Raw genomic sequence first — 21,303 nt, forward strand, 5'->3', positions numbered from 1 at the left:
TCGCCTTCTCGTGCCTCAAGCTTGCGACTGCATTGTGCCGGGTCGGTCACCCGGATGCGGCAACCGACCCGTCCCGCGCGTCCCGCGCCGAGGCGGGAGCGGCGCTCAGGCCTTGCCGACGAGGTCCGCGGGGAAGGCGCCCGCGGCGGCGGCCGTGAAGAGGAAGCCGCGCCCCAGCTCGGTGAGGCGCTCGACGCCGGCCGCGCCGAGGTGCTCGTACGGGGCGGAGTCCAGCCGGTCGGTGTGCTCCTCGATCTCGGCGCGCAGGGCCGTCCCGGCCTCGGTCAGCTCGCTCTCGGCGTCGATCAGGCCCCGGTCGCGCAGCCGCGCCACCGCCCCCTCCCAGTCGGTGCGCCGCCAGCCCCGGGAGCTGACGGCCCAGCGCGGGGCCATGCCCTTGCCGGTGGCGGTGTGGGAGGCGAGGGCCTCGACGGGGTCGAGCCCGGCGGAGAGCAGGGCCGCGAGGTGCCCGTCGCCCCGGTGCTCGCGCAGCAGGGTGGCGGCGTGCCAGTAGGCGAGGTGGGGCTCCTCGGGGACCGGCAGGTCGGCGTTGGCCGAGTACAGGGGCCGGGCGTGCCGGGTGCAGGCCTCGGAGGCGCGCAGCGCGAGCTCCGCCGCCTCGGCCATCTCCGGGGAGGTGGCGACGTCCTCGCCGAGCAGCCGGCGCAGGGTCGCGTCCGCGGCGCGCAGCCGGGCGGCCAGGACCTCGGTGGGGGAGGCGGTCTCCCACACGGCGGGCAGGTGCCGGGCGAGCAGCTCGTGGTTGTAGTTGTAGAAGGTCGCGGCGACCGTGCCCGCGCCCACCGCGCCGAGCGGGGCGCTGCGGGCGGCGAGCCGCATCGCGCTCTGGTCGGCGAAGCCGAGGGCGGAGAGCTCGCGGTCCAGGTCCGGCGAGAAGTACAGCGAGGAGTGCAGCGGGTTCAGGGCGTTGTGGCAGCGGCGTCCGGCGCGCGGCGGCAGGGCATTCGTCATGCCCCGAACGTTACCGACTGGTCGGTACGACGGAAACAGGCACACCTCGTGGAAACCGGGCCCGCCTTCCACGGGAACCCCTCGTGGACGTGGGCCCCGCTCCCTCCCTCCGCGGCCGGGGGACGGCAGGAAAGGTGGGTTTCTCGTCGTTGTGGACGCGGCCCGCCCCGGCCGAGGATGGGGACATGCCGCAGCGTCCCGTCCTCGTCGTCCTCTTCGACGGAGTCCTGAGCCTCGACGTCTCCGGACCCGTCGAGGTGTTCGCCGGTGCCGGCCGGGCCACCGGGGACCCGTCCGCCTACCCGATCCGCACCGCCTCCCCGGACGGCGGCCCGGTCCGTACGCAGAGCGGGCTGCGCCTGCTGCCCGACGCCACGCTCGCGGACGCCGTCGCCGACGGCCCTCCGCACACCCTGGTCGTCCCCGGCGGCGAGGGCACCCGGACGCCCGATCCGGCGCTGATCGACTGGCTGCGGACGCACGGCCCGCGCGCCCGGCGCCTGGTCTCCGTCTGCACCGGGGCACTGCTCCTGGCCGAGGCCGGGCTCCTCGACGGACGCCGGGCGACCACCCACTGGAACGCCTGCGACCACCTCGCCCGGTGCTACCCCGGGGTCGACGTGGACCCCGACCCGATCTTCGTACGGGACGGGCACGTCGCGACCTCGGCCGGGGTCACCGCGGGGATCGACCTGGCGCTCGCCCTGGTCGAGGAGGACCTCGGCCGGGACGCGGCCCTCACCGTCGCCCGGCACCTGGTCGTCTTCCTGCGCCGCCCCGGCAACCAGGCCCAGTTCAGCGTCCAGCTCTCCGCCCAGACCGCCCGCCGGGAGCCGCTGCGCGACCTCCAGCACTGGATCACCGAGCACCCGGACGCGGACCTCTCCGTGGAGGCGCTCGCCGCCCGCGTCCGGCTCTCGCCCCGCCACTTCGCCCGCGCCTTCCACGCGGAGACCGGCACGCCCCCCGGCCGCTACGTCGACCGGGTCCGGCTCGAACACGCCCGCCGGCTCCTGGAGGACACCTCGCGCGGCGTCGGGGAGGTCGCCCGCGCCTCGGGCTACGGGACGCCGGAGGCGATGCGCCGCGCCTTCCTCAAGGCCCTGGCCACCGCCCCGGCGGAGTACCGCCGCCGCTTCCACTCCTCGGCCCGCTGAACCCGCACGTCCACCACCCACCGAGAGGAACCACCGTGCAGATCGCCGTCCTGCTCTACGACCGCTTCACCGCCCTCGACGCCGTCGGACCGTACGAGCTGCTCGCCCGCCTCCCCGGAGCCGAGACCGTCTTCGTGGCCAAGGAGAGGGGTCCGGTCCGCAACGACCAGGACAGCCTCGCCCTCGTCGCCGACCGGTCCCTCGCCGAGGTGCCGGCCCCGGACATCGTCCTCGTGCCCGGCGGCCCCGACGCCCGGGTGGCCATGGACGACCCGGAGATCCTCGACTGGCTCCGCGCCGCCGACGCCACCAGCACCTGGACCACCTCCGTCTGCACCGGCTCGCTGGTCCTCGCCGCCGCGGGCCTGCTCGACGGGCGCCGGGCGACCACCCACTGGCTCGCCTTCGACGAGCTGCGGGCCCTCGGCGTCGAGCCCACCGGCGAGCGGGTCGTCTTCGACGGCAAGTACGTCACCTCCGCCGGGGTCTCCTCCGGCATCGACATGGCGCTCCACCTGCTCGGCCGGATCGCCGGTGACGAGACCGCGCAGACGGTCCAGCTCCTCACCGAGTACGACCCCCAGCCGCCCTACGACGCGGGCTCGCCGGAGAAGGCCCCGGCCGAACTCGTCGCGAAGTGGCGCGCGGAGGCGGGGAAGGTCGTCGAGTCGCCCGCCCGGGACTGAGCGCCGGGCCCCGGGCCGGGAGGTCCGCGCGAAGGCTCAGATCCCGTACGTGAAGCGGGGCGGGCGGCGCTCCAGGAAGGCGGCGACACCCTCCGCGGTGTCGCCGCTGCCGTGTGCCCGCTCCGCCCAGTGGGCGTCCCGGTCCGTGCGCCCGTCGGCGAACTCCTTGGCCGCCGCCTGGGTGAGCAGCGAGCGGGAGGCGAGCACCCGGCAGAACTCCTCCACCCGCTTGTCCAGTTCGCCCACCGGGTGGAGCTCGTCCACGAGCCCGGTCCGCAGCGCCCGCTCCGCGTCGATCAGTTCACCGGAGAACAGCAGGTACTTGGCGGCCGAGGGGCCCACGAGGGCGGTGAGGCGGCGGGTCGACGAGGACGGATAGACGATGCCGAGCTTCGCCGGGGTGACCCCGAAGCGGGCGCCCTCCTCGGCGAACCGCAGGTCGCAGGCGGCGGCGAGCTGGCTGCCGCCCCCGACGCAGAAGCCCCGGACGGCCGCCAGGGTCGGCTTGGGGAAGGCCGCGAGGGCCTCCTCCGCCCGTACCGCCAGGCTCTGCTGCTCGTCCCCGGGCTCCCGCAGCGCCGAGATGTCGGCCCCGGCGCAGAAGGTGTCGCCCTCGCCGGTCAGCACCAGGACCCGGACCGCCGGGTCGGCGGCGAGCCGCTCCAGGACGCCCGGCAGGGAGCGCCACATGCCGGCGCTCATCGCGTTGCGCTTGGCGGGGTTGGCTATGACGACGGTGGCGACCCCGTCCGTGACGCTGTCCTTCAGCTGCGGCTCCATGGGCCGGATGCTATCCGGCGCACCCGAACGTACGATCAGGAAGGGGCCGCCCTGCCGAGGAGACACCGGATGGCCGAGGATCACCGCGCGACGAAGGACCTCCCCGACCCGGTCGGGGACATGCGGCGCCGGGGGAAGAAGCTCAACCGCGGTTTCGGCGGGCTCGCCGTGCTCGGCGGCCTGCTCGTGCTCGGCGGGATCGTTGGCCTGGTCTACACGGGCGTCGCCACCCTGACCTCGATGCTGCTCTTCGGCTGGCTGCTGCTGATCGGCGGCGCCGTCGGACTGCTCCAGGCCGTCCAGTCGCGCGGCACCGGCTTCTTCTGGCTCGCCGCGGTGGTGGCCGCCCTGAACATCGCGGCCGGCGTCGTGGTGATCCGGCACCCCGAGGGCTCGGCGGAGGCGCTGACGATGTTCGCGGCCCTGCTCTTCCTGGCCGGCGGGCTGTTCCGGCTCGTCGGCAGCGTGGTGGTGCGCGGCCCGCAGTTCGGCTGGACCCTCTTCCAGGGGGCCTTCGGCCTGCTGCTCGGTCTGCTCGTCCTGTTCGACTGGCCGCACAGCAGCCGGTACGTCCTCGGGGTCTTCTTCTCGCTCGCGCTGCTCTTCGACGGACTCGGCCTGATCGCGATCGGGGTGGGGGGCCGACGGATCGTCAGTATGGTGACCCCGCCGGAGCCGGTCTCGGACCCCGCCGCGAAGTCCCCTCCGGAGCCCGCCCCGGAGTCCTCCGAGGGGTCTTCTTCGAGGCCCTTTCCGGAGTTCTCAGAAAGCGTGCGCGATCAGTCGAACAACTGACATCGGCATACTCACCCGATCAGAAGCTGGCCGATAGGTGTCGACTTCTGGTCAGTAGGTCGGTCCGCCCCCGCGCATTACCAAGACTCGATCCGTGGCGAGAATCGAGCACGAGGGTGGGAACCGGACGGTGGAGCCCCGCGAAGGCGGCCCCACCCGGCACCCGTCCTACGAAGGAGTCTGGCGCTTCACCGCTGCCGCGGTCGACGTCTCCGTCCCGCAGGCCCGGCACGCCGTGCGCGACCTGCTGGTCCGCCAGGGCGTCCCCCTCCACGACGAGATCATGGACGGCCTGCTGCTGATCGTCTCCGAGCTGGTCACCAACGCCGTGCGGCACGCGGCGCTGCTGTCCCCGGAGATAGCGGTCGAGGTGGCGATCGGCCCCGAGTGGATCCGGGTGTCCGTCGAGGACAACCACCCCTACCGGCCCAAGGCCCTGGAGGCCGACTGGGGTCAGACCGGCGGCCGGGGCCTGCTCCTGGTCCGCGAGATCGCCCAGGAGGCCGGCGGCGCCTGCGATGTCGAGCACACCGCGAGCGGCGGAAAGATCATCTGGGCGGCGCTGCCCCTGACCCCGAAGGCGCCGGGGCCCGGAGCGGCGCCGCAGGAGCCGGTGGTCACCAGCCCCCGGACGGACCCGTCAGCTCCCTGACGGCCGGACGCGCCGCGTCGAGCACCGTCATGAACCAGGCGGAGAACGGCGCGGCGGCGTGCCGCTCGGACAGCTCGGCGGGGGTCACGAAGACGGTGTCGTCGATCTCCTCCGGGTCCGGGCGCGGCGCGGCCTGCACCAGGCCGACGAAGAGGTGGTTGAACTCCTGCTCCACCAGGCCCGAGGCCGGGTCCGGGTGGTTGTAGCGGACCGTGCCGGCCTCCGCGAGCAGCGAGGGCGAGACGCCCAGCTCCTCGAAGGTGCGCCGGGCCGCCGCCGCGAACGGCGCCTCGCCCGGGTAGGGGTGGCCGCAGCAGGTGTTCGACCAGACGCCGGGCGAGTGGTACTTGCCGAGCGCCCGCCGCTGGAGGAGCAGCCGGCCCGACTCGTCGAAGAGGAAGACGGAGAAGGCGCGGTGCAGCTGTCCCGGCGCCTGGTGGGCGGCGAGCTTCTCCGCCGTGCCGATGGTCCTGCCGTCCTCGTCGACCAGTTCGAGCATGATCGGGGCCGGGTCTCCGGACGGCTGGACACCGTTCGACGCGATCTCCGGGGAGATCTGAGCCGCGGTGACTGGTGTGGTCGGCATACCCATCCTTCGCTTCGGTCCTCGGCCCGGTGGGGCCCCCTCAGTCTGCCGTACAAAAGCGGCTTGTCCGTACTTCGACGGCCGGACGCGGCCGCTCCCACCGCACCGGAGTACAACCGGGGCGGCGGGAGCGGAAGCGGTCCGAGGGGGCACTACACCCCGAAAGGCGCGGGATAGCGCAGCGGACCCGAGGGAACGGGCGCGGAGTCGTCCAGGACGAGCGCCATCATCGCCTCGTCCGGGACCTCGAAACCTGGCCTGATTCCGTGCGCGGACGCCCGTTCGAACCCGAACCGGGGGTAGTACTCCGGATGCCCCAGGACGAGCACCAGCGTCTCGCCGCGCAGCCGGGCCGCGTCGAGGACCGCCCGGACGACGGCCTGCCCGGCCCCCGTCCGCTGGTGCCCGGGCGCCACCGCGACCGGCGCGAGCGCCGCCGCCGGGGCGCCGCCCACGTGGCAGCGGGTGATCAGGGCGTGCGCCGCGACCGTGCCGTCCGGGGCCTCGGCCACGTACGACAGGCCCGGCAGCCAGGCGTCGGCGTCCGCCCGGAGCGCGTCGACCAGATCGGCCTCCGCCGCCGACCCGAAGGCCGCCTCCTCGACCCGGCGGACCTCCGCCTCCTCGCCGGCGGCCTCCGGCCGGGTGCGCCAGCGCGGATCGGCGGGCCGGAGGACGAAACCGGCGTAGCCGTAGTCGGAGCCGTGCTCGCGCCGCAGCGCGATCTCGGCGCGGGCCCCGGCGACCGCCTCGGCCATGCCGGGCACGGAGGTGTCGGCCGCCCCGGCGCGCGCGGCCAGCGGACCGTAGTACTCGTCCCAGTCGCCCTCCGGCTGGGTGAGGGTCGCCAGGACGTGGTAGCCGGCCGCGACCGCGGCCGCCGCGTTCCCGGTGACGGTGCGGAGCGGGTAGTGCTCCTCCCAGAAGGCGCGGGCCGTCGGGCCCGGCTCCCCGGTGGTCCACACGCACTCGGTGAGCACGAGCGTGCCGCCGGGCGCGAGGAGGCGGCGCCACTCGGCGAGGGCCCGGTCGAAGCCGAGCACGAAGACCGAGCTCTCGGCCCAGACCAGGTCGAAGGAGCCGTCGGGGAACGGCAGGGCGCGCATGTCGGCGCGGAGGGCGCGGACGGAACCGCCGTGGAGGTCCGCACCGTCGAGCCCGCGCGCGGCGGCGGACTCCCGCAGCTCGGCGAGGAACGGCTCGTGGGTGTCGACGGCGGTCACCTCGGCGCCCGCCTCGGCGGCCAGGAGCAGCGCGGAGCGGCCCGGACCGCAGCCCAGGTCGAGCACGCGCGGGCGCGCGGGGAGCGGCCCCGCGAGCGCGAGGAGCCGGCGGGTGGTGGTGTCGGAGCCCGGACCCTGGCGCGGCAGGCCGTGGCGCAGGGCGAAGAAGGAGTCGTGCGAAGCGTTGTCGGACAACGTGGGAAACCCTTGGATGAGAGGGCCCCGGCCGACGACGTGACGTACCGGTGCGAGGACCGGGATCAGGTCAGCCGGAGACCCGGAGGCTGAGGGACGACCGGGTGCTGCCGCGCGGGGCAGCCTCCATCGCGACGGTCATCAACCTCAGCTCCTCTCACCACGTGTTCGTATGAAAAGACTAACAGGGGGTCGGGAGTCCGGAGCCCCCGTGCCCCGCCGGCAGGGCCCCCGGCCCTACAGGCAGAGCCTCGCCTCGTGCTCCGCGTGGCCGACCGGCTCCAGCTGGAAGGTGCAGTGCTCCACGTCGAAGTGCGAGCCCAGGCACCCCTGGAGCGCGTGCAGCATCTTCTCGTGCCCCACCGAGTCAAGCGCTCCCTGGTCGACGACCACGTGCGCCGAGAGGACCGGCATCCCCGAGGTGATCGTCCAGGCGTGCAGGTCGTGCACGTCCTCGACCCCCGGCAGGGCCAGTATGTGCGCCCGCACCTCCGCCATGTCGACGCCCTTGGGGGCCGCCTCCAGGAGCACGTCCAGGGTCTCGCGCAGCAGCTTGACCGTGCGGGGGACGATCATCAGGCCGATCACCAGCGAGGCGATCGGGTCCGCGTACTGCCAGCCCGTGGCCAGGATGATCCCGGCCGCGACGATCACGGTGACCGAGCCCAGGGCGTCCGCGAGCACCTCCAGGTACGCCCCGCGCACGTTGAGGCTCTCCTTCTGGCCCCGCATCAGCAGCGTCAGCGAGATCACGTTCGCCACCAGGCCGACCACCGCGAACGCGATGGCGAGGCCGCCCTTGGTCTCGGCCGGCTCCAGGAACCGCTGGATCGCCTCGAAGAGCACGTAGCCGCCCACGCCGAGCAGCAGCAGACAGTTCGCGAGCGCCGCCAGGATCTCGGCCCGGGCGTAGCCGAAGGTGCGGTTGCCCGAGGGCGGCCGGTTGGCGAAGTGGATCGCCAGGAGCGCCATCGCGAGGCCGACCGCGTCGGTCGCCATGTGGGCCGCGTCCGCGATCAGCGCGAGCGAGTCCGCGACCACGCCGCCGACGATCTCGACCACCATCACGGAGAGCGTGATGCCGAGCGCGATCCGCAGCCGGTTCCGGTACGCGGCCCCCGCGGTGCCCGTCGGCGGCGGGCCCCCGTGGCCGTGCCCGTGATCGTGTCCAGCCCCCATGACATGGCCTCCCGGTCGGTGTGGTCCGTATGCCCCGGTGCGCAAGTCAACTACGGGTGGGGGGTATGCGCAACACGGTACTGAACACCGTTGTCATATGCTCTGACCTGCGGTGATGCATTCCGGACGGCGCGTGGCGAGAAGCGCTCGGGGGCGGCTCCGTGAAGGCCGCGGGACCGGGATCCGCGGGACGGGCGGACGATCATCCGTCATGATCTTCGTCGGACGGGGCGCACCGGGGCGGACGCCGGGGGACCCGGGGGAGTCCTGCCCGCGAAGCCTCGGTGAACTCGTCCTTCTGTTCATCGGATAGCCTCAGCCGACGTGTCGCCGCCCCGTGCCGGGCCGCACCGCCGCGCCCGGGGCCGCCATGGGCCCCGCCGGCCCTCCGTCAGCTCCAAGGAGTGAGTTCGTCTGTCGACCGCCATCCTCACCGGCCCGCCGGCACCCGGATCCTCGCTCGACGGTGATCTGCGGTTGCTCGGCTTCGACGTCCGGATCGCCTCCGGCGCCGAGGAGGCCGGCGCCCTGCTGGCCGCCGTCCCGGCGGGCGAGCGCGTCGCGCTCGTCGACCCCCGGTTCGTCGGCCATCTGCACGCGCTGCGCCTCACCCTCACCGACCCCCGGTTCCCGGCCGCCGCGGCGCCCGGCGCGCTCACCGCGCAGAGCGGGGCCCGCCCGGCCCTGGCCCGCGCCCTGAGCGGTGCCTCCACGGTCCCCGGGCCGCCCGGAACCCCCGCCGCCGACCTGCCCGGCGCCCTCGCCGACGCCCTCGACGCCGACGGCGTCGCCGTGCACCGGCCCCAGCTCGGCACCCTCGTCGCCGCCGTGCCCACCGACGCCGAGGCCCGCCACGCGGCGCGCGCCGCCGTCGAGGCCGTCGACGACGAGGCGGTGCGCCTGCGCTCGGCCGTGAAGGCCCACGACGGCTTCTTCACCACCTTCTTCATCAGCCCGTACTCGCGCCACATCGCCCGCTGGTGCGCGCGCCGCGGACTGACCCCCAACCAGGTCACCACCGCCTCGCTGATCACCGCCCTGATCGCGGCCGGCTGCGCGGCGACCGGCGAGCGCGGCGGCTACGTCGCCGCCGGCGTCCTCCTCCTCGTCTCCTTCGTCCTGGACTGCACCGACGGGCAGCTCGCCCGCTACGCGCTGAAGTACTCGACGATGGGCGCCTGGCTCGACGCCACCTTCGACCGGGCCAAGGAGTACGCCTTCTACGCGGGCCTCGCCCTCGGCGCCGCCCGGAACGGCGACGACGTCTGGGCCCTCGCGCTCGGCGCCATGGTCCTGATGACCTGCCGGCACGTCGTGGACTTCTCCTTCAACGAGGCGAACGCCGAGAGCACGGGCGCCGCGGCCAGGACCAGCCTGGCCCTCTCCAACAGGCTGGACGGCGTCGGATGGACCGTCTGGGCCCGCCGCATGATCATCCTGCCGATCGGCGAGCGCTGGGCGATGATCGCGGTCCTCACCGCCGTCACCACCCCCCGGATCGTCTTCTGGGCCCTGATCGCCGGCTGCGCCTTCGCCGCCTGCTACACCACCGCCGGCCGCGTCCTGCGCTCCCTGACCCGCAAGGGGAGGAGGAGCGACCGGGCCGCCCGGGCGCTCGCCGACCTCACGGACTCCGGCCCGCTCGCCCGGTTCGCCGCCCGGCTCTTCCACCGCTCCGGCGACCGGGGCCTCGGGGTCGTCTTCGCCGCGATCGCGACGGCCGGCCTGCTGTCCGCCGTCCTCACGTGGCCCTTCGGCGACCGGCAGACCGTGATCGCCGCCGTCGGCTACACGATCCTCGCCGGACTCGCCGTCGCCCAGCCCCTCAAGGGCGCCCTCGACTGGCTCGTACCGCCGCTCTTCCGCGCCGCCGAGTACACCACCGTCCTCGTCCTGGCCGCCCGCTCCGACTCCCCGGGGGCCCTCCCGGCGGCGTTCGGGCTGGTCGCGGCGGTCGCCTACCATCACTACGACACGGTGTACCGCATTCGCGGCGGCACCGGCGCGCCGCCCGCCTGGCTGGTGCGCGTCACCGGCGGACACGAGGGGCGCACGCTCCTGGTGACCGTCCTCGCCGCCCTCCTCGCGGGCCGCGGCGACGACTTCACCCTGGCACTGACGGCCCTCGCGGTCGCCGTCGCGCTGGTGGTGCTCGTGGAGTCCATCCGCTTCTGGGTCTCCTCCGGAGCACCCGCCGTTCACGACGAAGGAGAAACAGCATGATCGGTCTCGTACTGGCAGCCGGTGCCGGACGGCGTCTGCGTCCCTACACCGACACCCTTCCGAAGGCCCTCGTGCCGGTCGACGGGGACACCACGATCCTCGACCTGACCCTGAAGAACTTCGCCGAGATCGGCCTCACCGAGGTCGCGATCGTCGTCGGCTACCGCAAGGAGGCCGTCTACGACCGCAAGGAGGCCCTGGAGGCCGCGTACGGCCTCAAGATCACCCTCGTCGACAACGACAAGGCCGAGGAGTGGAACAACGCCTACTCCCTGTGGTGCGCCCGTGACGTCCTCAAGCGCGGTGTGATCCTCGCCAACGGCGACACCGTCCACCCCGTCTCCGTCGAGAAGACCCTGCTCGCCGCCCGCGGCGACGGCCGGAGGATCATCCTCGCCCTCGACACGGTGAAGAAGCTCGCCGACGAGGAGATGAAGGTCATCACCGCCGAGGGCGAGGGCGTCCGCCGGATCACCAAGCTCATGGACCCCGCCACCGCCACCGGCGAGTACATCGGCGTCACCCTGATCGAGCCCGAGGCCGCCGAGGAGCTCGCCGACGCCCTCAAGGCCACCTTCGAGCGCGACCCCGACCTCTACTACGAGGACGGCTACCAGGAGCTGGTCAACCGCGGCTTCACCGTCGACGTGGCCCCCATCGGCGACGTCAAGTGGGTCGAGATCGACAACCACGACGACCTCGCGAAGGGCCGTGAGATCGCGTGCCAGTACTGACCCGGCTGATCCCGTCGCCGGTCGTCGTCGACATCCGCGGAGGAGCCCTGGACGACCTGTCCGGGCTCCTCGCGGACCAGCGGATCTCCAGCAACGGCAAGATCGCCGTCGCCATCAGCGGGGGCTCCGGCCTCAAGCTGCGCGACCGGTTCTCCGCCGAGCTGCCCGGAGCCGACTGGTACCCGGTCTCCGGCGGCACCATCGACGAGGCCGTGAAGCTCGCCGACGCCATGCGCGGCAAGCGGTACGACGCGGTGGTGGCCCTCGGCGGCGGCAAGATCATCGACGTGACCAAGTACGCGGCGGCCCGGGTCGGGCTGCCGCTGGTGGCCATCGCCACCAACCTGTCGCACGACGGCATCTGCTCGCCGGTCTCCACCCTGGACAACGACAACGGACGCGGCTCCTACGGCGTGCCGACCCCGATCGCCCTCGTCATCGACCTGGACGTGATCCGGGACGCCCCGGCGCGCTTCGTCCGCTCCGGCATCGGCGACGCGATCTCCAACCTGTCCGCCATCGCGGACTGGGAGCTCTCGCACCGCGAGACCGGAGAGAAGGTCGACGGGCTCGCCGCCGCCATGGCCCGCAGCGCGGGCGAGGCGGTGCTCCGGCACCCCGGCGGCATCGGCGACGACGACTTCCTCGTCACCCTCTCCGAGGGCCTGGTGATGTCCGGCATCGCCATGTCGATCAGCGGCGACACCCGGCCCTCGTCGGGCGCCTGCCACGAGATCAGCCACGCCTTCGACCTGCTCTTCCCGACCCGCGCGGCCAGCCATGGCGAGCAGTGCGGCCTCGGGGCGGCCTTCGCCATGCACCTGCGCGGCGCCCGCGAGGAGTCCGGGCTGATCGTCGAGACCCTGCGCCGGCACGGGCTCCCCGTGCTGCCCGGGGAGATCGGCTTCACCGTGGACGAGTTCGTCCGGGCGGTCTCCTTCGCCCCGCAGACCCGGCCGGGCCGCTTCACCATCCTCGAACACCTCGACCTGTCCGACGACGAGATCAGGGACGCGTACGCCGACTATGCACAAGCCATCGGTAGCTGAGCTCCGACCGGTCGTCCACCCCCCGGGCGTGAAGGACCGGCGGAGCGGCGAGCACTGGGGCGGCCGCCTGTACATGCGGGAGATCTCCCTGCGGATCACCCGGCAGCTGGCGAACACCCGGGTCACCCCCAACCAGCTGACCTATCTGATGACCGTCTTCGGCGTGCTCGCCGCCCCGGCGCTCCTGGTGCCGGGCATCCCGGGCGCCGTCCTCGGCGTGCTCATGGTCCAGCTCTACCTGCTGCTCGACTGCGTCGACGGCGAGCTGGCCCGCTGGAAGAAGCAGTTCTCGCTCGGCGGCGTCTACCTGGACCGGGTCGGCGCCTACCTGTGCGACGCGGCGGTCCTCGTCGGCTTCGGCCTGCGCGCCGCCGACCTGTGGGGCACCGGGCGGATCGACTGGCTGTGGGCCTTCCTGGGCACCCTCGCCGCCCTCGGCGCCATCCTGATCAAGGCCGAGACCGACCTCGTCGGCGTCGCCCGCCACCAGGGCGGCCTCCCGCCGGTCAAGGAGTCCGCCTCCGAGCCGCGCTCCTCCGGCATGGCGCTGGCCCGCCGGGCCGCCGCCGCGTTCAAGTTCCACCGGCTGATCCTGGGGATCGAGGCCTCCCTGCTCATCCTGGCCCTCGCGATCGCGGACCAGGTCAGGGGCGACCTCTTCTTCTCCCGGCTCGGCGTCGCCGTCCTGGCCGGCATCGCCCTGCTCCAGACCGTGCTGCACCTGGTGTCGATCATGGTCTCCAGCAGGCTGAAGTGAGGCCGGCCGTGAACACGCCGCTCAAGGTGGGCGCCGTCGTCATCACGATGGGCAACCGCCCCGACGACCTGCGCGCCCTGATCGACTCGGTCGCCGCGCAGGAGGGCGACCCGGTCGAGGTCGTCGTCGTCGGCCAGGGCACCCCGGTCACCGGGGTGCCCGACGGGGTCCGCACCGTCGACCTGCCGGAGAACGTCGGCATCCCCGCCGGCCGCAACGTCGGCATCGAGGCCTTCGGCCCCGGCGGCACCGACGTCGACGTCCTGCTCTTCCTCGACGACGACGGCCTGCTCGCCCACACCGACACCGCCGAGCTGGTCCGCCAGGCCTTCACCGCCGACCCGCGCCTCGGCATCATCAGCTTCCGCATCGCCGATCCGGAGACCGGCGCCACCCAGCGCCGGCACGTGCCGCGGCTGCGCGCCGCCGACCCGATGCGCTCCTCGCGGGTGACCACCTTCCTCGGCGGCGCCAACGCCGTCCGCACCAAGGTCTTCGCCGAAGTCGGCGGGCTGCCGGACGAGTTCTTCTACGCGCACGAGGAGACCGACCTCGCCTGGCGGGCGCTCGACGCCGACTGGATGATCGACTACCGTTCCGACATGGTGCTGCTGCACCCCACGACAGCACCCTCCCGGCACGCCTCCTACCACTTCAACGTGGCTCGCAACCGAGTGTGGCTGGCCCGTCGCAATCTGCCCGCGCCCCTGGTGCCGGCCTATCTCGGCGTCTGGCTGCTGCTCACTCTGGCCCGGCGGCCCTCGCTCCCCGCCCTGAAGGCGTGGTGCGGCGGATTCCGGGCGGGCTGGACCACCCCCTGCGGACCGCGCCGACCCATGAGGTGGCGTACGGTGTGGCGGCTGACCCGGCTGGGTCGCCCCCCGGTCGTCTGACATCGTGGTACCCGACGTGCCGCGTTTCTTGAACACGAAAGTTTCGACTTGTGAGTGACACACACCAGGGCGGGGCGGTCGCGACGAGCGCGCCCCCGTCCGTCGACGAGGGCCTGGCTCCGTCCGACCTGGCCGCGAAGTACGGCCTCTCGGTCAGCGGCGCCCGGCCCGGGCTGTTCGAGTACGTCCGCGAGCTGTGGAGCCGCCGCCACTTCATCCTGGCCTTCTCCTCCGCCAAGCTGACCGCCCAGTACAGCCAGGCGAAGCTGGGCCAGGTGTGGCAGGTGGCGACGCCGCTCCTGAACGCCCTGGTCTACTACCTGATCTTCGGACTCATCCTCGGCGCCGGCCGCGGCATGACCAAGGAGGTCTACATCCCCTTCCTGGTCACCGGCATCTTCGTGTTCACCTTCACCCAGAGCTCGGTGATGGCCGGCGTCCGGGCGATCTCGGGCAACCTCGGCCTCGTCCGGGCCCTGCACTTCCCGCGCGCCTCGCTGCCCGTCTCCTTCTCGCTCCAGCAGCTCCAGCAGCTGCTGTACTCGATGATCGTGCTCGTGGCGATCGCGATCTTCTTCGGCAGCTACCCCTCGCTCCGCTGGCTGCTGGTGGTCCCGGCGCTGTTCCTGCAGTTCGTCTTCAACGTCGGCCTGGCGATGATCATGGCCAGGATGGGCGCCAAGACGCCCGACCTCGCCCAGCTCATGCCGTTCGTCATGCGCACCTGGATGTACGCCTCGGGCGTGATGTTCTCCATCCCCGCGATGCTCGCCGACAAGCCCGCCTGGATCGCCGACATCCTCATGTACAACCCGGCGGCGGTCTACATGGACCTGATCCGCTTCTCCCTCATCGAGGGCTACGGCGCGGAGAACCTGCCGGACCACGTCTGGATGACCGCCCTCGGCTGGGCCCTGGCCTTCGGCATCGGCGGTTTCGTCTACTTCTGGAAGGCCGAGGAGAGGTACGGCCGTGGCTGACACGAACCGGTCCAACGTTCCCACCGTCATCTGCGACGAGGTCCACATCGTCTACCGGGTCAACGCCGGGGGCGGCGGCAAGGGCAGCGCCACGGCGGCGCTCAGCCGGATCGTCGGCCGCGGCAACGCCGAGGTCACCCGGGGCGTCCGCAAGGTCCACGCGGTCCGCGGCGTCACCTTCACCGCCTACCGGGGCGAGGCCATCGGCCTCATCGGCTCCAACGGCTCCGGCAAGTCCACGCTGCTGCGCGCCATCGCCGGCCTGCTCCCCACCGAGAGGGGCAAGGTCTACACCGACGGCCAGCCCTCGCTGCTCGGCGTCAACGCGGCCCTGATGAACGACCTCACCGGCGAGCGCAACGTGATCCTCGGAGGCCTCGCCATGGGCATGAGCCGCGAGGAGGTCCGCTCCCGCTACGAGGGCATCGTCGACTTCTCCGGCATCAACGAGAAGGGCGACTTCATCAGCCTGCCCATGCGCACGTACTCCTCCGGCATGGGCGCCCGGCTCCGCTTCGCCATCGCGGCCGCCAAGAACCACGACGTCCTCCTCATCGACGAGGCCCTCGCCACCGGTGACCGCAAGTTCCAGATCCGCTCCGAGGAGCGCATCCGCGAGCTGCGCAAGGAGGCCGGCACGGTCTTCCTGGTGAGCCACAGCAACAAGTCCATCCGGGACACCTGCGATCGGGTGCTCTGGCTGGAGAAGGGCCAGCTCCTCATGGACGGCCCCACGGACGAGGTCCTCAAGGCGTACGAGCGGGAGACCGCCCGCTGAGCGCCCCCGCCCGAGGTTCCCGCCCCCGTCGCAGCTCCCGCGCCGGGGGCGGTGCCGTTTCCGCGCGCCGTGCGCCCGCCCGGAATGTTCATGCGGTCAACATCGGGCAGGATGAGCCCATGGCAGCGATCTCGGGGGGAAAGACCTACCACCACGGCGATCTGCGGAACGCGCTGATCTGCGCGGCCGTCGGCCTCGCCACCGAGGGCGGCCCGGAGCGGGTCGTGCTGCGCGAGGCGGCCCGCCGGGTCGGCGTCTCGCCCACCGCCGCCTACCGGCACTTCGACGGCCGGGGTGAACTCCTCCGCACGGTCAGGGCCCACGCGCAGCGGGTGCTCGCCGACTCCATGGAGCGCGCCGCCGCCCGCGAACCCGGCGCCGACGACCCGGTCCTCGCGGCCGAGCGCCGGCTCGCCGCCCTCTGCCGGGGGTACGTCGGCTTCGCCGTGGAGCAGCCGGGGCTCTACCGGGCCGCGTTCTGCCTGCCCCGCCCGGCCGGGACGGCCGCCCCGGTGCCGGAGCGGCAGCCGCACGAGCCCGAGATCCGGGCGTTCACCCTGCTCGGCGAGGCCCTCGACGCCCTCGCCCGGAGCAACGCCCCGCAGCGGACCGTCCGCCCCGCCGCCGGTGCCGCAGCGTGGTCGGCCGTGCACGGACTGTCACTTCTGCTGCTCGAAGGGCCTCTTCGCCGCCTTCCCGCGCAGCGCAGGAACGCCGTCGTCGAGTCCACCCTCGCCATGGTCGTCACCGGGACACGCGCTCCCTGAAATCCCGTCCGCTCCGAACTCCCTTGATCCATCGGCGGGTTGACGGCCCGCGCGGACGAAGTTCCTGGTGCGCGCCACCCCGGAATGGCGACGGTCGTCGTACAACGTAAGCTGGACCGGTCTGTTTCGCGGCAAGTAGGGCGATACCCCGCGGCCATCGGGCCCCGGGTGGCGGCCCTACGGGCAGGGGTCGGCGGCGTGTCCGAAATAGGATGGATTGGGTCAGCAGTGTAGAACGGGAGACGTGACGGCCATGACGCAGAATCTCCAGCTCCACGAGGGTGTCGCCGTCCCTCCGTCGGGCGGCGACCGGTGACGGACCCCCGGCAGGCGCGCCCCGGCGCCACCTCACGGGCCACACTCGGCAAGGCGGCGGACGAGAACTTCCCCGTCGCCCCCTTCTTCCTGCCCCGCGCCTGGCGCGACGACCTCATGGCCGTCTACGGCTACGCCCGGCTCGTCGACGACATCGGCGACGGCGACCTCGCCCCCGGCGGCGCCGACGCCCGGCACCTCGGCGTCCCCCCGGAGGAGGCCGGTGACCGGCTCGTCCTCCTCGACGCCCTGGAGGCCGACCTCCACCGCGTCTACGACTCCACCCCGCGCCACCCCCTGCTGCGCGCCCTCAAGCCGACCGTCGAGCGGTGCGGGCTCGCCCCCAGGCCCTTCCTCGGCCTGATCGCCGCCAACCGCCAGGACCAGCTGGTCGGCCGGTACGAGACGTACGACGACCTCCTCGCGTACTGCGAGCTCTCCGCCAACCCCGTCGGCCGCCTCGTCCTCGGGATCACCGGCACCGCCACCCCCGAGCGGATCCGGCTCTCCGACGGCATCTGCACCGCCCTCCAGATCGTCGAGCACCTCCAGGACGTCGCCGAGGACCTCGGCCGCGACCGGATCTACCTGCCCGCCGAGGACCTCAAGCGGTTCCACGTCACCGAGGACGACCTCGCCCGGCCCACCGCCGGAGCCTCCGTCCGCGCCCTGATCGCCTTCGAGGCCGAGCGGGCCCGGGAACTGCTCCACGCGGGCACCCCCCTCGTCGGCAGCGTCCACGGCCGCCTCCGCCTGCTCCTGGCCGGATTCACCGCCGGAGGCCTCGCGGCCCTCGACGCGATCACCGACGCGGGATTCGACGTACTGACCGGCCCGCCGGGGCCCACCAAGCCGAGCCTGATGCGCCGGGCGGGAGAGGTCCTGCTCCGGGCGCGGAGAGAGGGGTGACCGTGACCGTGGAGGGACAGCACCAGCCGTCCGCACCGGTACAGGCCGCCTACAGCTACTGCGAGGCGGTCACCGGGCAGCAGGCCCGCAACTTCGCCTACGGGATCCGGCTGCTGCCGGCCGAGAAGCGCCAGGCGATGTCCGCGCTCTACGCCTTCTCGCGGCGCGTCGACGACATCGGCGACGGCACGCTCGCGCCCGGCGAGAAGAAGGAGCGCCTGGAGGCCACCCGGGACCTGCTCGACCGGATCCGCTCCGACAAGATCGACGAGGACGACACCGACCCGGTCGCCGTCGCCCTCGCCGACTCCGCCCGGCGCTTCCCGATCCCGCTCGACGGCCTCGACGAGCTCATCGACGGCGTCCTCATGGACGTCCACGGCGCCACCTACGAGACCTGGGACGACCTCAAGGTCTACTGCCGCTGCGTCGCGGGCGCCATCGGGCGCCTCTCCCTCGGCGTCTTCGGCACCCAGCCGGGCGCCCACGGCGCCGACCGCGCGCCCGAGTACGCCGACACCCTGGGGCTCGCGCTCCAACTCACCAACATCCTCAGGGACGTGCGCGAGGACGCGGAGAACGGGCGCACCTACCTGCCCGCCGACGACCTCGCCAAGTTCGGCTGCGGGGACGGCTTCGCCGGACCCCTGCCCGAGGGCTCCGACTTCGCCGGGCTCGTCCACTTCGAAGTGCGGCGCGCCCGCGCCCTGTTCGCCGAGGGCTACCGGCTCCTCCCCATGCTCGACCGGCGCAGCGGCGCCTGCGTCGCCGCCATGGCCGGCATCTACCGGCGCCTGCTCGACCGGATCGAGCGCGACCCGGAGGCGGTCCTGCGCGGCCGCGTCTCGCTGCCGGGCCGCGAGAAGGCGTACGTCGCGGTGCGCGGCCTCTCCGGCCTCGACACCCGCCACATCGCCCGGCGCGACGTCAGGAGGCGCACCCGATGAGCCCGCACGCGCCGGCCGTCCCGGCCGCCGCCGACCCCGCCCGTCCGGCAACCCGGGGCGCCGCCCCGGCGTCCCTGACCGTGGCGGCCCCGCACGGCCCGGGAACCATCCCACCGGCCCCGTCCGCGACGGGCCCGGACACGACGAAACGATCGGAGGCCGCGTGACCCGCGACGCCATCGGGCAGGGCGCCCGGCAGGCCCACGCCGTCGTCGTCGGCGGCGGGCTCGCCGGGACCACCGCCGCGCTCCAGCTCGCCGACGCGGGCGTCCGCGTCACCCTTCTCGAAGGCCGGCCCCGGCTCGGCGGCCTCGCCTTCTCCTTCCGCCGCGGCGAGCTGACCGTCGACAACGGGCAGCACGTCTACCTGCGCTGCTGCACCGCCTACCGCTGGTTCCTCGACCGGATCGACGGCGCCGGCCTCGCCCCCGTGCAGGACCGCCTCGACGTGCCCGTCCTCGACGTCGGCCACCGCCGCGGCCCCCGGCTCGGCCGGATCCGCCGCGACGACCTGCCCGTCCCGCTCCACCTCGCCCGGAGCCTGGTGACCTACCCCCACCTCAGCGCCGTCGAGCGGGTGAGCGTCGGCCGGGCCGCCCTCGCCCTGAGCCGGCTCGATCCCGCCGACCCCGCCCTCGACGGCATCGACTTCGCCACCTGGCTCGGCCGCCACGGACAGTCCCCGCGCGCCGTCGAGGCCCTGTGGGACCTGGTCGGCGTCGCCACCCTCAACGCCACCGCCCCGCACGCCTCCATGGGCCTGGCCGCCATGGTCTTCAAGACCGGGCTCCTCTCCGAGCCCGGCGCCGCCGACATCGGCTGGGCCCGCGTCCCGCTCGGCGAGCTCCACGACACCCTGGCCGGGAAGGCCCTCGCCGCCGCCGGGGTGCGCACCGAACTGCGCACCAAAGCCGAGAGAATCTCCCGCGCCGACGACGGGCGCTGGACCGTGGAGGTGCCCGGCGAGACGATCGAGGCCGACACCGTCGTCCTCGCCGTACCGCAGCACGAGACCCACGCCCTGCTCCCCGAGGGCGCCCTCGACGACCCCGACCGGCTCCTCGACATCGGCACCGCCCCCATCCTCAACCTGCACGTCGTCTACGACCGCAAGGTGCTGAAGCGGCCCTTCTTCACCGCCCTCGGCTCCCCGGTGCAGTGGGTCTTCGACCGCACCGACGCCTCCGGACTCAAGGGCGGCGGCCAGTACCTCGCCGTCTCCCAGTCCGCCGCCCAGGACGACATCGAGGAGCCCGTCGCCGTCCTGCGCGAGCGCTACCTCCCGGAGCTGGAGCGGCTGCTGCCCGCCGCCCGCGGCGCAGGGGTGCGCGACTTCTTCGTCACCAGGGAGCGGACGGCGACGTTCGACCCCGCCCCGGGCGTCGGCCGGCTCCGCCCCGGCGTCCGCACCCGGGCACCGGGCCTCCACCTGGCCGGAGCCTGGACCGCCACCGGCTGGCCCGCGACCATGGAGGGGGCCGTCCGCAGTGGTTTCAGCGCCGCGGGCGCGGCGCTCTCCGCCCTCGGCCGCCGCCATGACCATCCGCTGCAGGAGGCGGTATGAGTGTGAGTACCGGAACAAGAGGAGAGACCGTGCCGACAGCGCCGCCGGGACACCCGGCCGTCGACACCGCGGACGTGTCCGCACTGCTGGAGCGGGGACGGACCCTGTCCACCCCCGTACTGCGGGCGGCCGTCGACCGCCTCGCGCCGCCCATGGACACCGTGGCCGCCTACCACTTCGGCTGGATCGACGCACAGGGCAACCCCGCCGACGGCGACGGCGGCAAGGCCGTCCGCCCGGCCCTCGCCCTGCTGTCGGCCGAGGCGGCGGGCGCCGCGCCCGAGGTCGGGATCCCCGGCGCCGTCGCCGTGGAGCTCGTCCACAACTTCTCGCTCCTCCACGACGACCTGATGGACGGCGACGAGCAGCGCCGCCACCGCGACACCGTGTGGAAGGTGCACGGCCCCGCGCAGGCCATCCTCGTCGGCGACGCCCTCTTCGCCCTCGCCAACGAGCTGCTCCTCGAACTCGGCACCGTCGAGGCCGGGCGGGCCACCCGCCGCCTCACCACGGCCACCCGCAAGCTCATCGACGGACAGGCCCAGGACATCTCCTACGAGCACCGCGAGCGGGTCACCGTCGAGGAGTGCCTGGAGATGGAGGGCAACAAGACCGGCGCCCTCCTGGCCTGCGCCGTCTCCATCGGCGCCGTCCTCGGCGGGGCCGACGACCGGACCGCCGACAAGCTGGAGGAGTACGGCTACCACCTCGGTCTCGCCTTCCAGGCCGTCGACGACCTGCTCGGCATCTGGGGCGACCCGGAGTCCACCGGCAAGCAGACCTGGAGCGACCTGCGCCAGCGCAAGAAGTCCCTGCCCGTCGTCGCCGCCCTCGCCGCCGGCGGACCGGCCTCCGAGCGGCTCGGCGAGCTGCTCGCCGCGGACGCCAAGTCCACCGAGTTCGACTCCTTCTCCGAGGAGGAGTTCGCCTTCCGGGCCGCCCTCATCGAGGAGGCCGGGGGCCGGGAGTGGACCTCCCAGGAGGCCCGCCGCCAGCACGCCGTCGCGATCGCGGCCCTGGACGAGGTGGACATGCCCGCCCGGGTGCGGGACCAGCTCGTCGCCCTCGCCGACTTCGTGGTCGTACGGAAGAGATGATCACCATCACCCTGATATGAGTTCGCGGTCGCCGGCCGGTGCCCCACCCGGCGCCGGCCGACGGC

Annotated in this window: 21 protein-coding genes; 16 read left to right on the forward strand and 5 right to left on the reverse strand. The window is 73.5% G+C overall.

Features of this window, described 5'->3' with window-relative positions; genetic code table 11:
* Window positions 1-105: 105 nt before the first annotated feature.
* Window positions 106-972 carry a hypothetical protein gene (locus AB0398_RS11835; RefSeq protein ID WP_366374067.1) on the reverse strand — a complete coding sequence of 289 codons (867 nt, stop codon included), beginning with the start codon at window positions 970-972 and terminating at the stop codon, window positions 106-108.
* A gap of 185 nt (window positions 973-1,157) precedes the next feature.
* On the opposite strand from AB0398_RS11835, the gene AB0398_RS11840 reads away from it, so the two are divergent.
* Together AB0398_RS11840 and AB0398_RS11845 are read left to right on the forward strand one after the other, a co-directional pair.
* Window positions 1,158-2,129 carry a GlxA family transcriptional regulator gene (locus tag AB0398_RS11840; RefSeq protein ID WP_366374069.1) on the forward strand — a complete coding sequence of 324 codons (972 nt, stop codon included), beginning with the start codon at window positions 1,158-1,160 and terminating at the stop codon, window positions 2,127-2,129.
* A 35-nt stretch (window positions 2,130-2,164) separates the two neighbouring features.
* Window positions 2,165-2,815, forward strand: a complete 651-nt coding sequence (locus tag AB0398_RS11845) for a DJ-1/PfpI family protein (RefSeq protein WP_366374071.1) — start codon at window positions 2,165-2,167, stop codon at window positions 2,813-2,815.
* Window positions 2,816-2,851: 36 nt separating this feature from the next.
* Here the strand turns inward: AB0398_RS11845 and AB0398_RS11850 are convergent, their stop codons facing one another.
* The gene (locus AB0398_RS11850; protein WP_366374073.1) at window positions 2,852-3,595 is read right to left on the reverse strand and encodes an enoyl-CoA hydratase/isomerase family protein; all 744 of its coding nucleotides are present in this window, start codon (window positions 3,593-3,595) and stop codon (window positions 2,852-2,854) included.
* A gap of 120 nt (window positions 3,596-3,715) precedes the next feature.
* On the opposite strand from AB0398_RS11850, the gene AB0398_RS11855 reads away from it, so the two are divergent.
* Complete coding sequence (locus tag AB0398_RS11855) at window positions 3,716-4,390, forward strand: DUF308 domain-containing protein (protein ID WP_366374522.1); 675 nt, start codon at window positions 3,716-3,718, stop codon at window positions 4,388-4,390.
* A gap of 130 nt (window positions 4,391-4,520) precedes the next feature.
* The gene (locus tag AB0398_RS11860; protein ID WP_366374523.1) at window positions 4,521-5,042 is read left to right on the forward strand and encodes an ATP-binding protein; all 522 of its coding nucleotides are present in this window, start codon (window positions 4,521-4,523) and stop codon (window positions 5,040-5,042) included.
* On the opposite strand, the gene idi is transcribed toward AB0398_RS11860, so the two are convergent.
* The 3 genes from idi to AB0398_RS11875 all read right to left on the reverse strand — a co-directional run bounded on the left by idi (window position 5,008) and on the right by AB0398_RS11875 (window position 8,225).
* Window positions 5,008-5,541: an isopentenyl-diphosphate Delta-isomerase gene (gene idi, locus AB0398_RS11865; RefSeq protein WP_366374525.1), complete on the reverse strand. Its 534-nt coding sequence runs from the start codon at window positions 5,539-5,541 to the stop codon at window positions 5,008-5,010. The genes AB0398_RS11860 and idi overlap by 35 nt on opposite strands.
* Window positions 5,542-5,780: 239 nt before the next feature.
* Window positions 5,781-7,046: a bifunctional class I SAM-dependent methyltransferase/N-acetyltransferase gene (locus tag AB0398_RS11870; protein ID WP_366374075.1), complete on the reverse strand. Its 1,266-nt coding sequence runs from the start codon at window positions 7,044-7,046 to the stop codon at window positions 5,781-5,783.
* Window positions 7,047-7,283: 237 nt separating this feature from the next.
* Window positions 7,284-8,225 carry a cation diffusion facilitator family transporter gene (locus tag AB0398_RS11875; RefSeq protein WP_366374076.1) on the reverse strand — a complete coding sequence of 314 codons (942 nt, stop codon included), beginning with the start codon at window positions 8,223-8,225 and terminating at the stop codon, window positions 7,284-7,286.
* A gap of 414 nt (window positions 8,226-8,639) precedes the next feature.
* On the opposite strand from AB0398_RS11875, the gene AB0398_RS11880 reads away from it, so the two are divergent.
* The 12 genes from AB0398_RS11880 to AB0398_RS11935 all read left to right on the forward strand — a co-directional run bounded on the left by AB0398_RS11880 (window position 8,640) and on the right by AB0398_RS11935 (window position 21,238).
* On the forward strand, window positions 8,640-10,448 hold the full coding sequence (locus AB0398_RS11880; protein ID WP_366374527.1) for a DUF5941 domain-containing protein: 1,809 nt from the start codon (window positions 8,640-8,642) through the stop codon (window positions 10,446-10,448).
* On the forward strand, window positions 10,445-11,182 hold the full coding sequence (locus tag AB0398_RS11885) for a phosphocholine cytidylyltransferase family protein (protein ID WP_366374077.1): 738 nt from the start codon (window positions 10,445-10,447) through the stop codon (window positions 11,180-11,182). The genes AB0398_RS11880 and AB0398_RS11885 overlap by 4 nt, the downstream gene beginning before the upstream one ends.
* Entirely contained in the window at window positions 11,170-12,231 is a 1,062-nt protein-coding gene (locus AB0398_RS11890; protein WP_366374078.1) for an iron-containing alcohol dehydrogenase family protein, read from the forward strand. Before AB0398_RS11885 ends, AB0398_RS11890 begins: the two co-directional genes overlap by 13 nt.
* Window positions 12,209-12,988 (forward strand): CDP-alcohol phosphatidyltransferase family protein, encoded by a 780-nt coding sequence (locus AB0398_RS11895; RefSeq protein ID WP_366374080.1) that lies wholly within the window; start codon window positions 12,209-12,211, stop codon window positions 12,986-12,988. The genes AB0398_RS11890 and AB0398_RS11895 overlap by 23 nt, the downstream gene beginning before the upstream one ends.
* A gap of 8 nt (window positions 12,989-12,996) precedes the next feature.
* A complete protein-coding gene (locus AB0398_RS11900) occupies window positions 12,997-13,881 on the forward strand; it encodes a glycosyltransferase (protein ID WP_366374082.1) in 885 nt (294 codons plus the stop codon).
* A gap of 50 nt (window positions 13,882-13,931) precedes the next feature.
* Window positions 13,932-14,861 (forward strand): ABC transporter permease, encoded by a 930-nt coding sequence (locus AB0398_RS11905; protein ID WP_366374083.1) that lies wholly within the window; start codon window positions 13,932-13,934, stop codon window positions 14,859-14,861.
* Window positions 14,854-15,639 carry an ABC transporter ATP-binding protein gene (locus AB0398_RS11910; protein WP_366374084.1) on the forward strand — a complete coding sequence of 262 codons (786 nt, stop codon included), beginning with the start codon at window positions 14,854-14,856 and terminating at the stop codon, window positions 15,637-15,639. Before AB0398_RS11905 ends, AB0398_RS11910 begins: the two co-directional genes overlap by 8 nt.
* 119 nt (window positions 15,640-15,758) lie before the next feature.
* Window positions 15,759-16,406 (forward strand): TetR/AcrR family transcriptional regulator, encoded by a 648-nt coding sequence (locus AB0398_RS11915; protein WP_366374086.1) that lies wholly within the window; start codon window positions 15,759-15,761, stop codon window positions 16,404-16,406.
* A gap of 312 nt (window positions 16,407-16,718) precedes the next feature.
* Complete coding sequence (gene hpnC, locus AB0398_RS11920) at window positions 16,719-17,630, forward strand: squalene synthase HpnC (protein ID WP_366374088.1); 912 nt, start codon at window positions 16,719-16,721, stop codon at window positions 17,628-17,630.
* 8 nt (window positions 17,631-17,638) lie between these two features.
* The gene (gene hpnD / locus AB0398_RS11925; RefSeq protein WP_366374529.1) at window positions 17,639-18,577 is read left to right on the forward strand and encodes a presqualene diphosphate synthase HpnD; all 939 of its coding nucleotides are present in this window, start codon (window positions 17,639-17,641) and stop codon (window positions 18,575-18,577) included.
* A gap of 163 nt (window positions 18,578-18,740) precedes the next feature.
* On the forward strand, window positions 18,741-20,141 hold the full coding sequence (gene hpnE, locus AB0398_RS11930; RefSeq protein ID WP_366374090.1) for a hydroxysqualene dehydroxylase HpnE: 1,401 nt from the start codon (window positions 18,741-18,743) through the stop codon (window positions 20,139-20,141).
* Window positions 20,138-21,238 carry a polyprenyl synthetase family protein gene (locus AB0398_RS11935; protein WP_366374092.1) on the forward strand — a complete coding sequence of 367 codons (1,101 nt, stop codon included), beginning with the start codon at window positions 20,138-20,140 and terminating at the stop codon, window positions 21,236-21,238. Before hpnE ends, AB0398_RS11935 begins: the two co-directional genes overlap by 4 nt.
* The last annotated feature ends 65 nt before the right edge of the window (window positions 21,239-21,303 follow it).

The sequence above is a fragment of the Streptomyces sp. NPDC086147 genome (genome assembly GCF_040702165.1).
In the GTDB taxonomy this organism is placed as follows: Bacteria; Actinomycetota; Actinomycetes; order Streptomycetales; family Streptomycetaceae; genus Streptomyces.

What these genes read in the sequence shown, in the direction of transcription:
- AB0398_RS11835 (WP_366374067.1), bottom strand. Translation starts at nt 972, where the DNA reads ATGACGAATGCCCTGCCGCCGCGCGCCGGACGCCGCTGCCACAACGCC.
- AB0398_RS11840 (WP_366374069.1), top strand. Translation starts at nt 1,158, where the DNA reads ATGCCGCAGCGTCCCGTCCTCGTCGTCCTCTTCGACGGAGTCCTGAGC.
- AB0398_RS11850 (WP_366374073.1), bottom strand. Translation starts at nt 3,595, where the DNA reads ATGGAGCCGCAGCTGAAGGACAGCGTCACGGACGGGGTCGCCACCGTC.
- AB0398_RS11855 (WP_366374522.1), top strand. Translation starts at nt 3,716, where the DNA reads ATGCGGCGCCGGGGGAAGAAGCTCAACCGCGGTTTCGGCGGGCTCGCC.
- idi (WP_366374525.1), bottom strand. Translation starts at nt 5,541, where the DNA reads ATGCTCGAACTGGTCGACGAGGACGGCAGGACCATCGGCACGGCGGAG.
- AB0398_RS11875 (WP_366374076.1), bottom strand. Translation starts at nt 8,225, where the DNA reads ATGGGGGCTGGACACGATCACGGGCACGGCCACGGGGGCCCGCCGCCG.
- AB0398_RS11885 (WP_366374077.1), top strand. Translation starts at nt 10,445, where the DNA reads ATGATCGGTCTCGTACTGGCAGCCGGTGCCGGACGGCGTCTGCGTCCC.
- AB0398_RS11895 (WP_366374080.1), top strand. Translation starts at nt 12,209, where the DNA reads ATGCACAAGCCATCGGTAGCTGAGCTCCGACCGGTCGTCCACCCCCCG.
- AB0398_RS11915 (WP_366374086.1), top strand. Translation starts at nt 15,759, where the DNA reads ATGGCAGCGATCTCGGGGGGAAAGACCTACCACCACGGCGATCTGCGG.
- AB0398_RS11935 (WP_366374092.1), top strand. Translation starts at nt 20,138, where the DNA reads ATGAGTGTGAGTACCGGAACAAGAGGAGAGACCGTGCCGACAGCGCCG.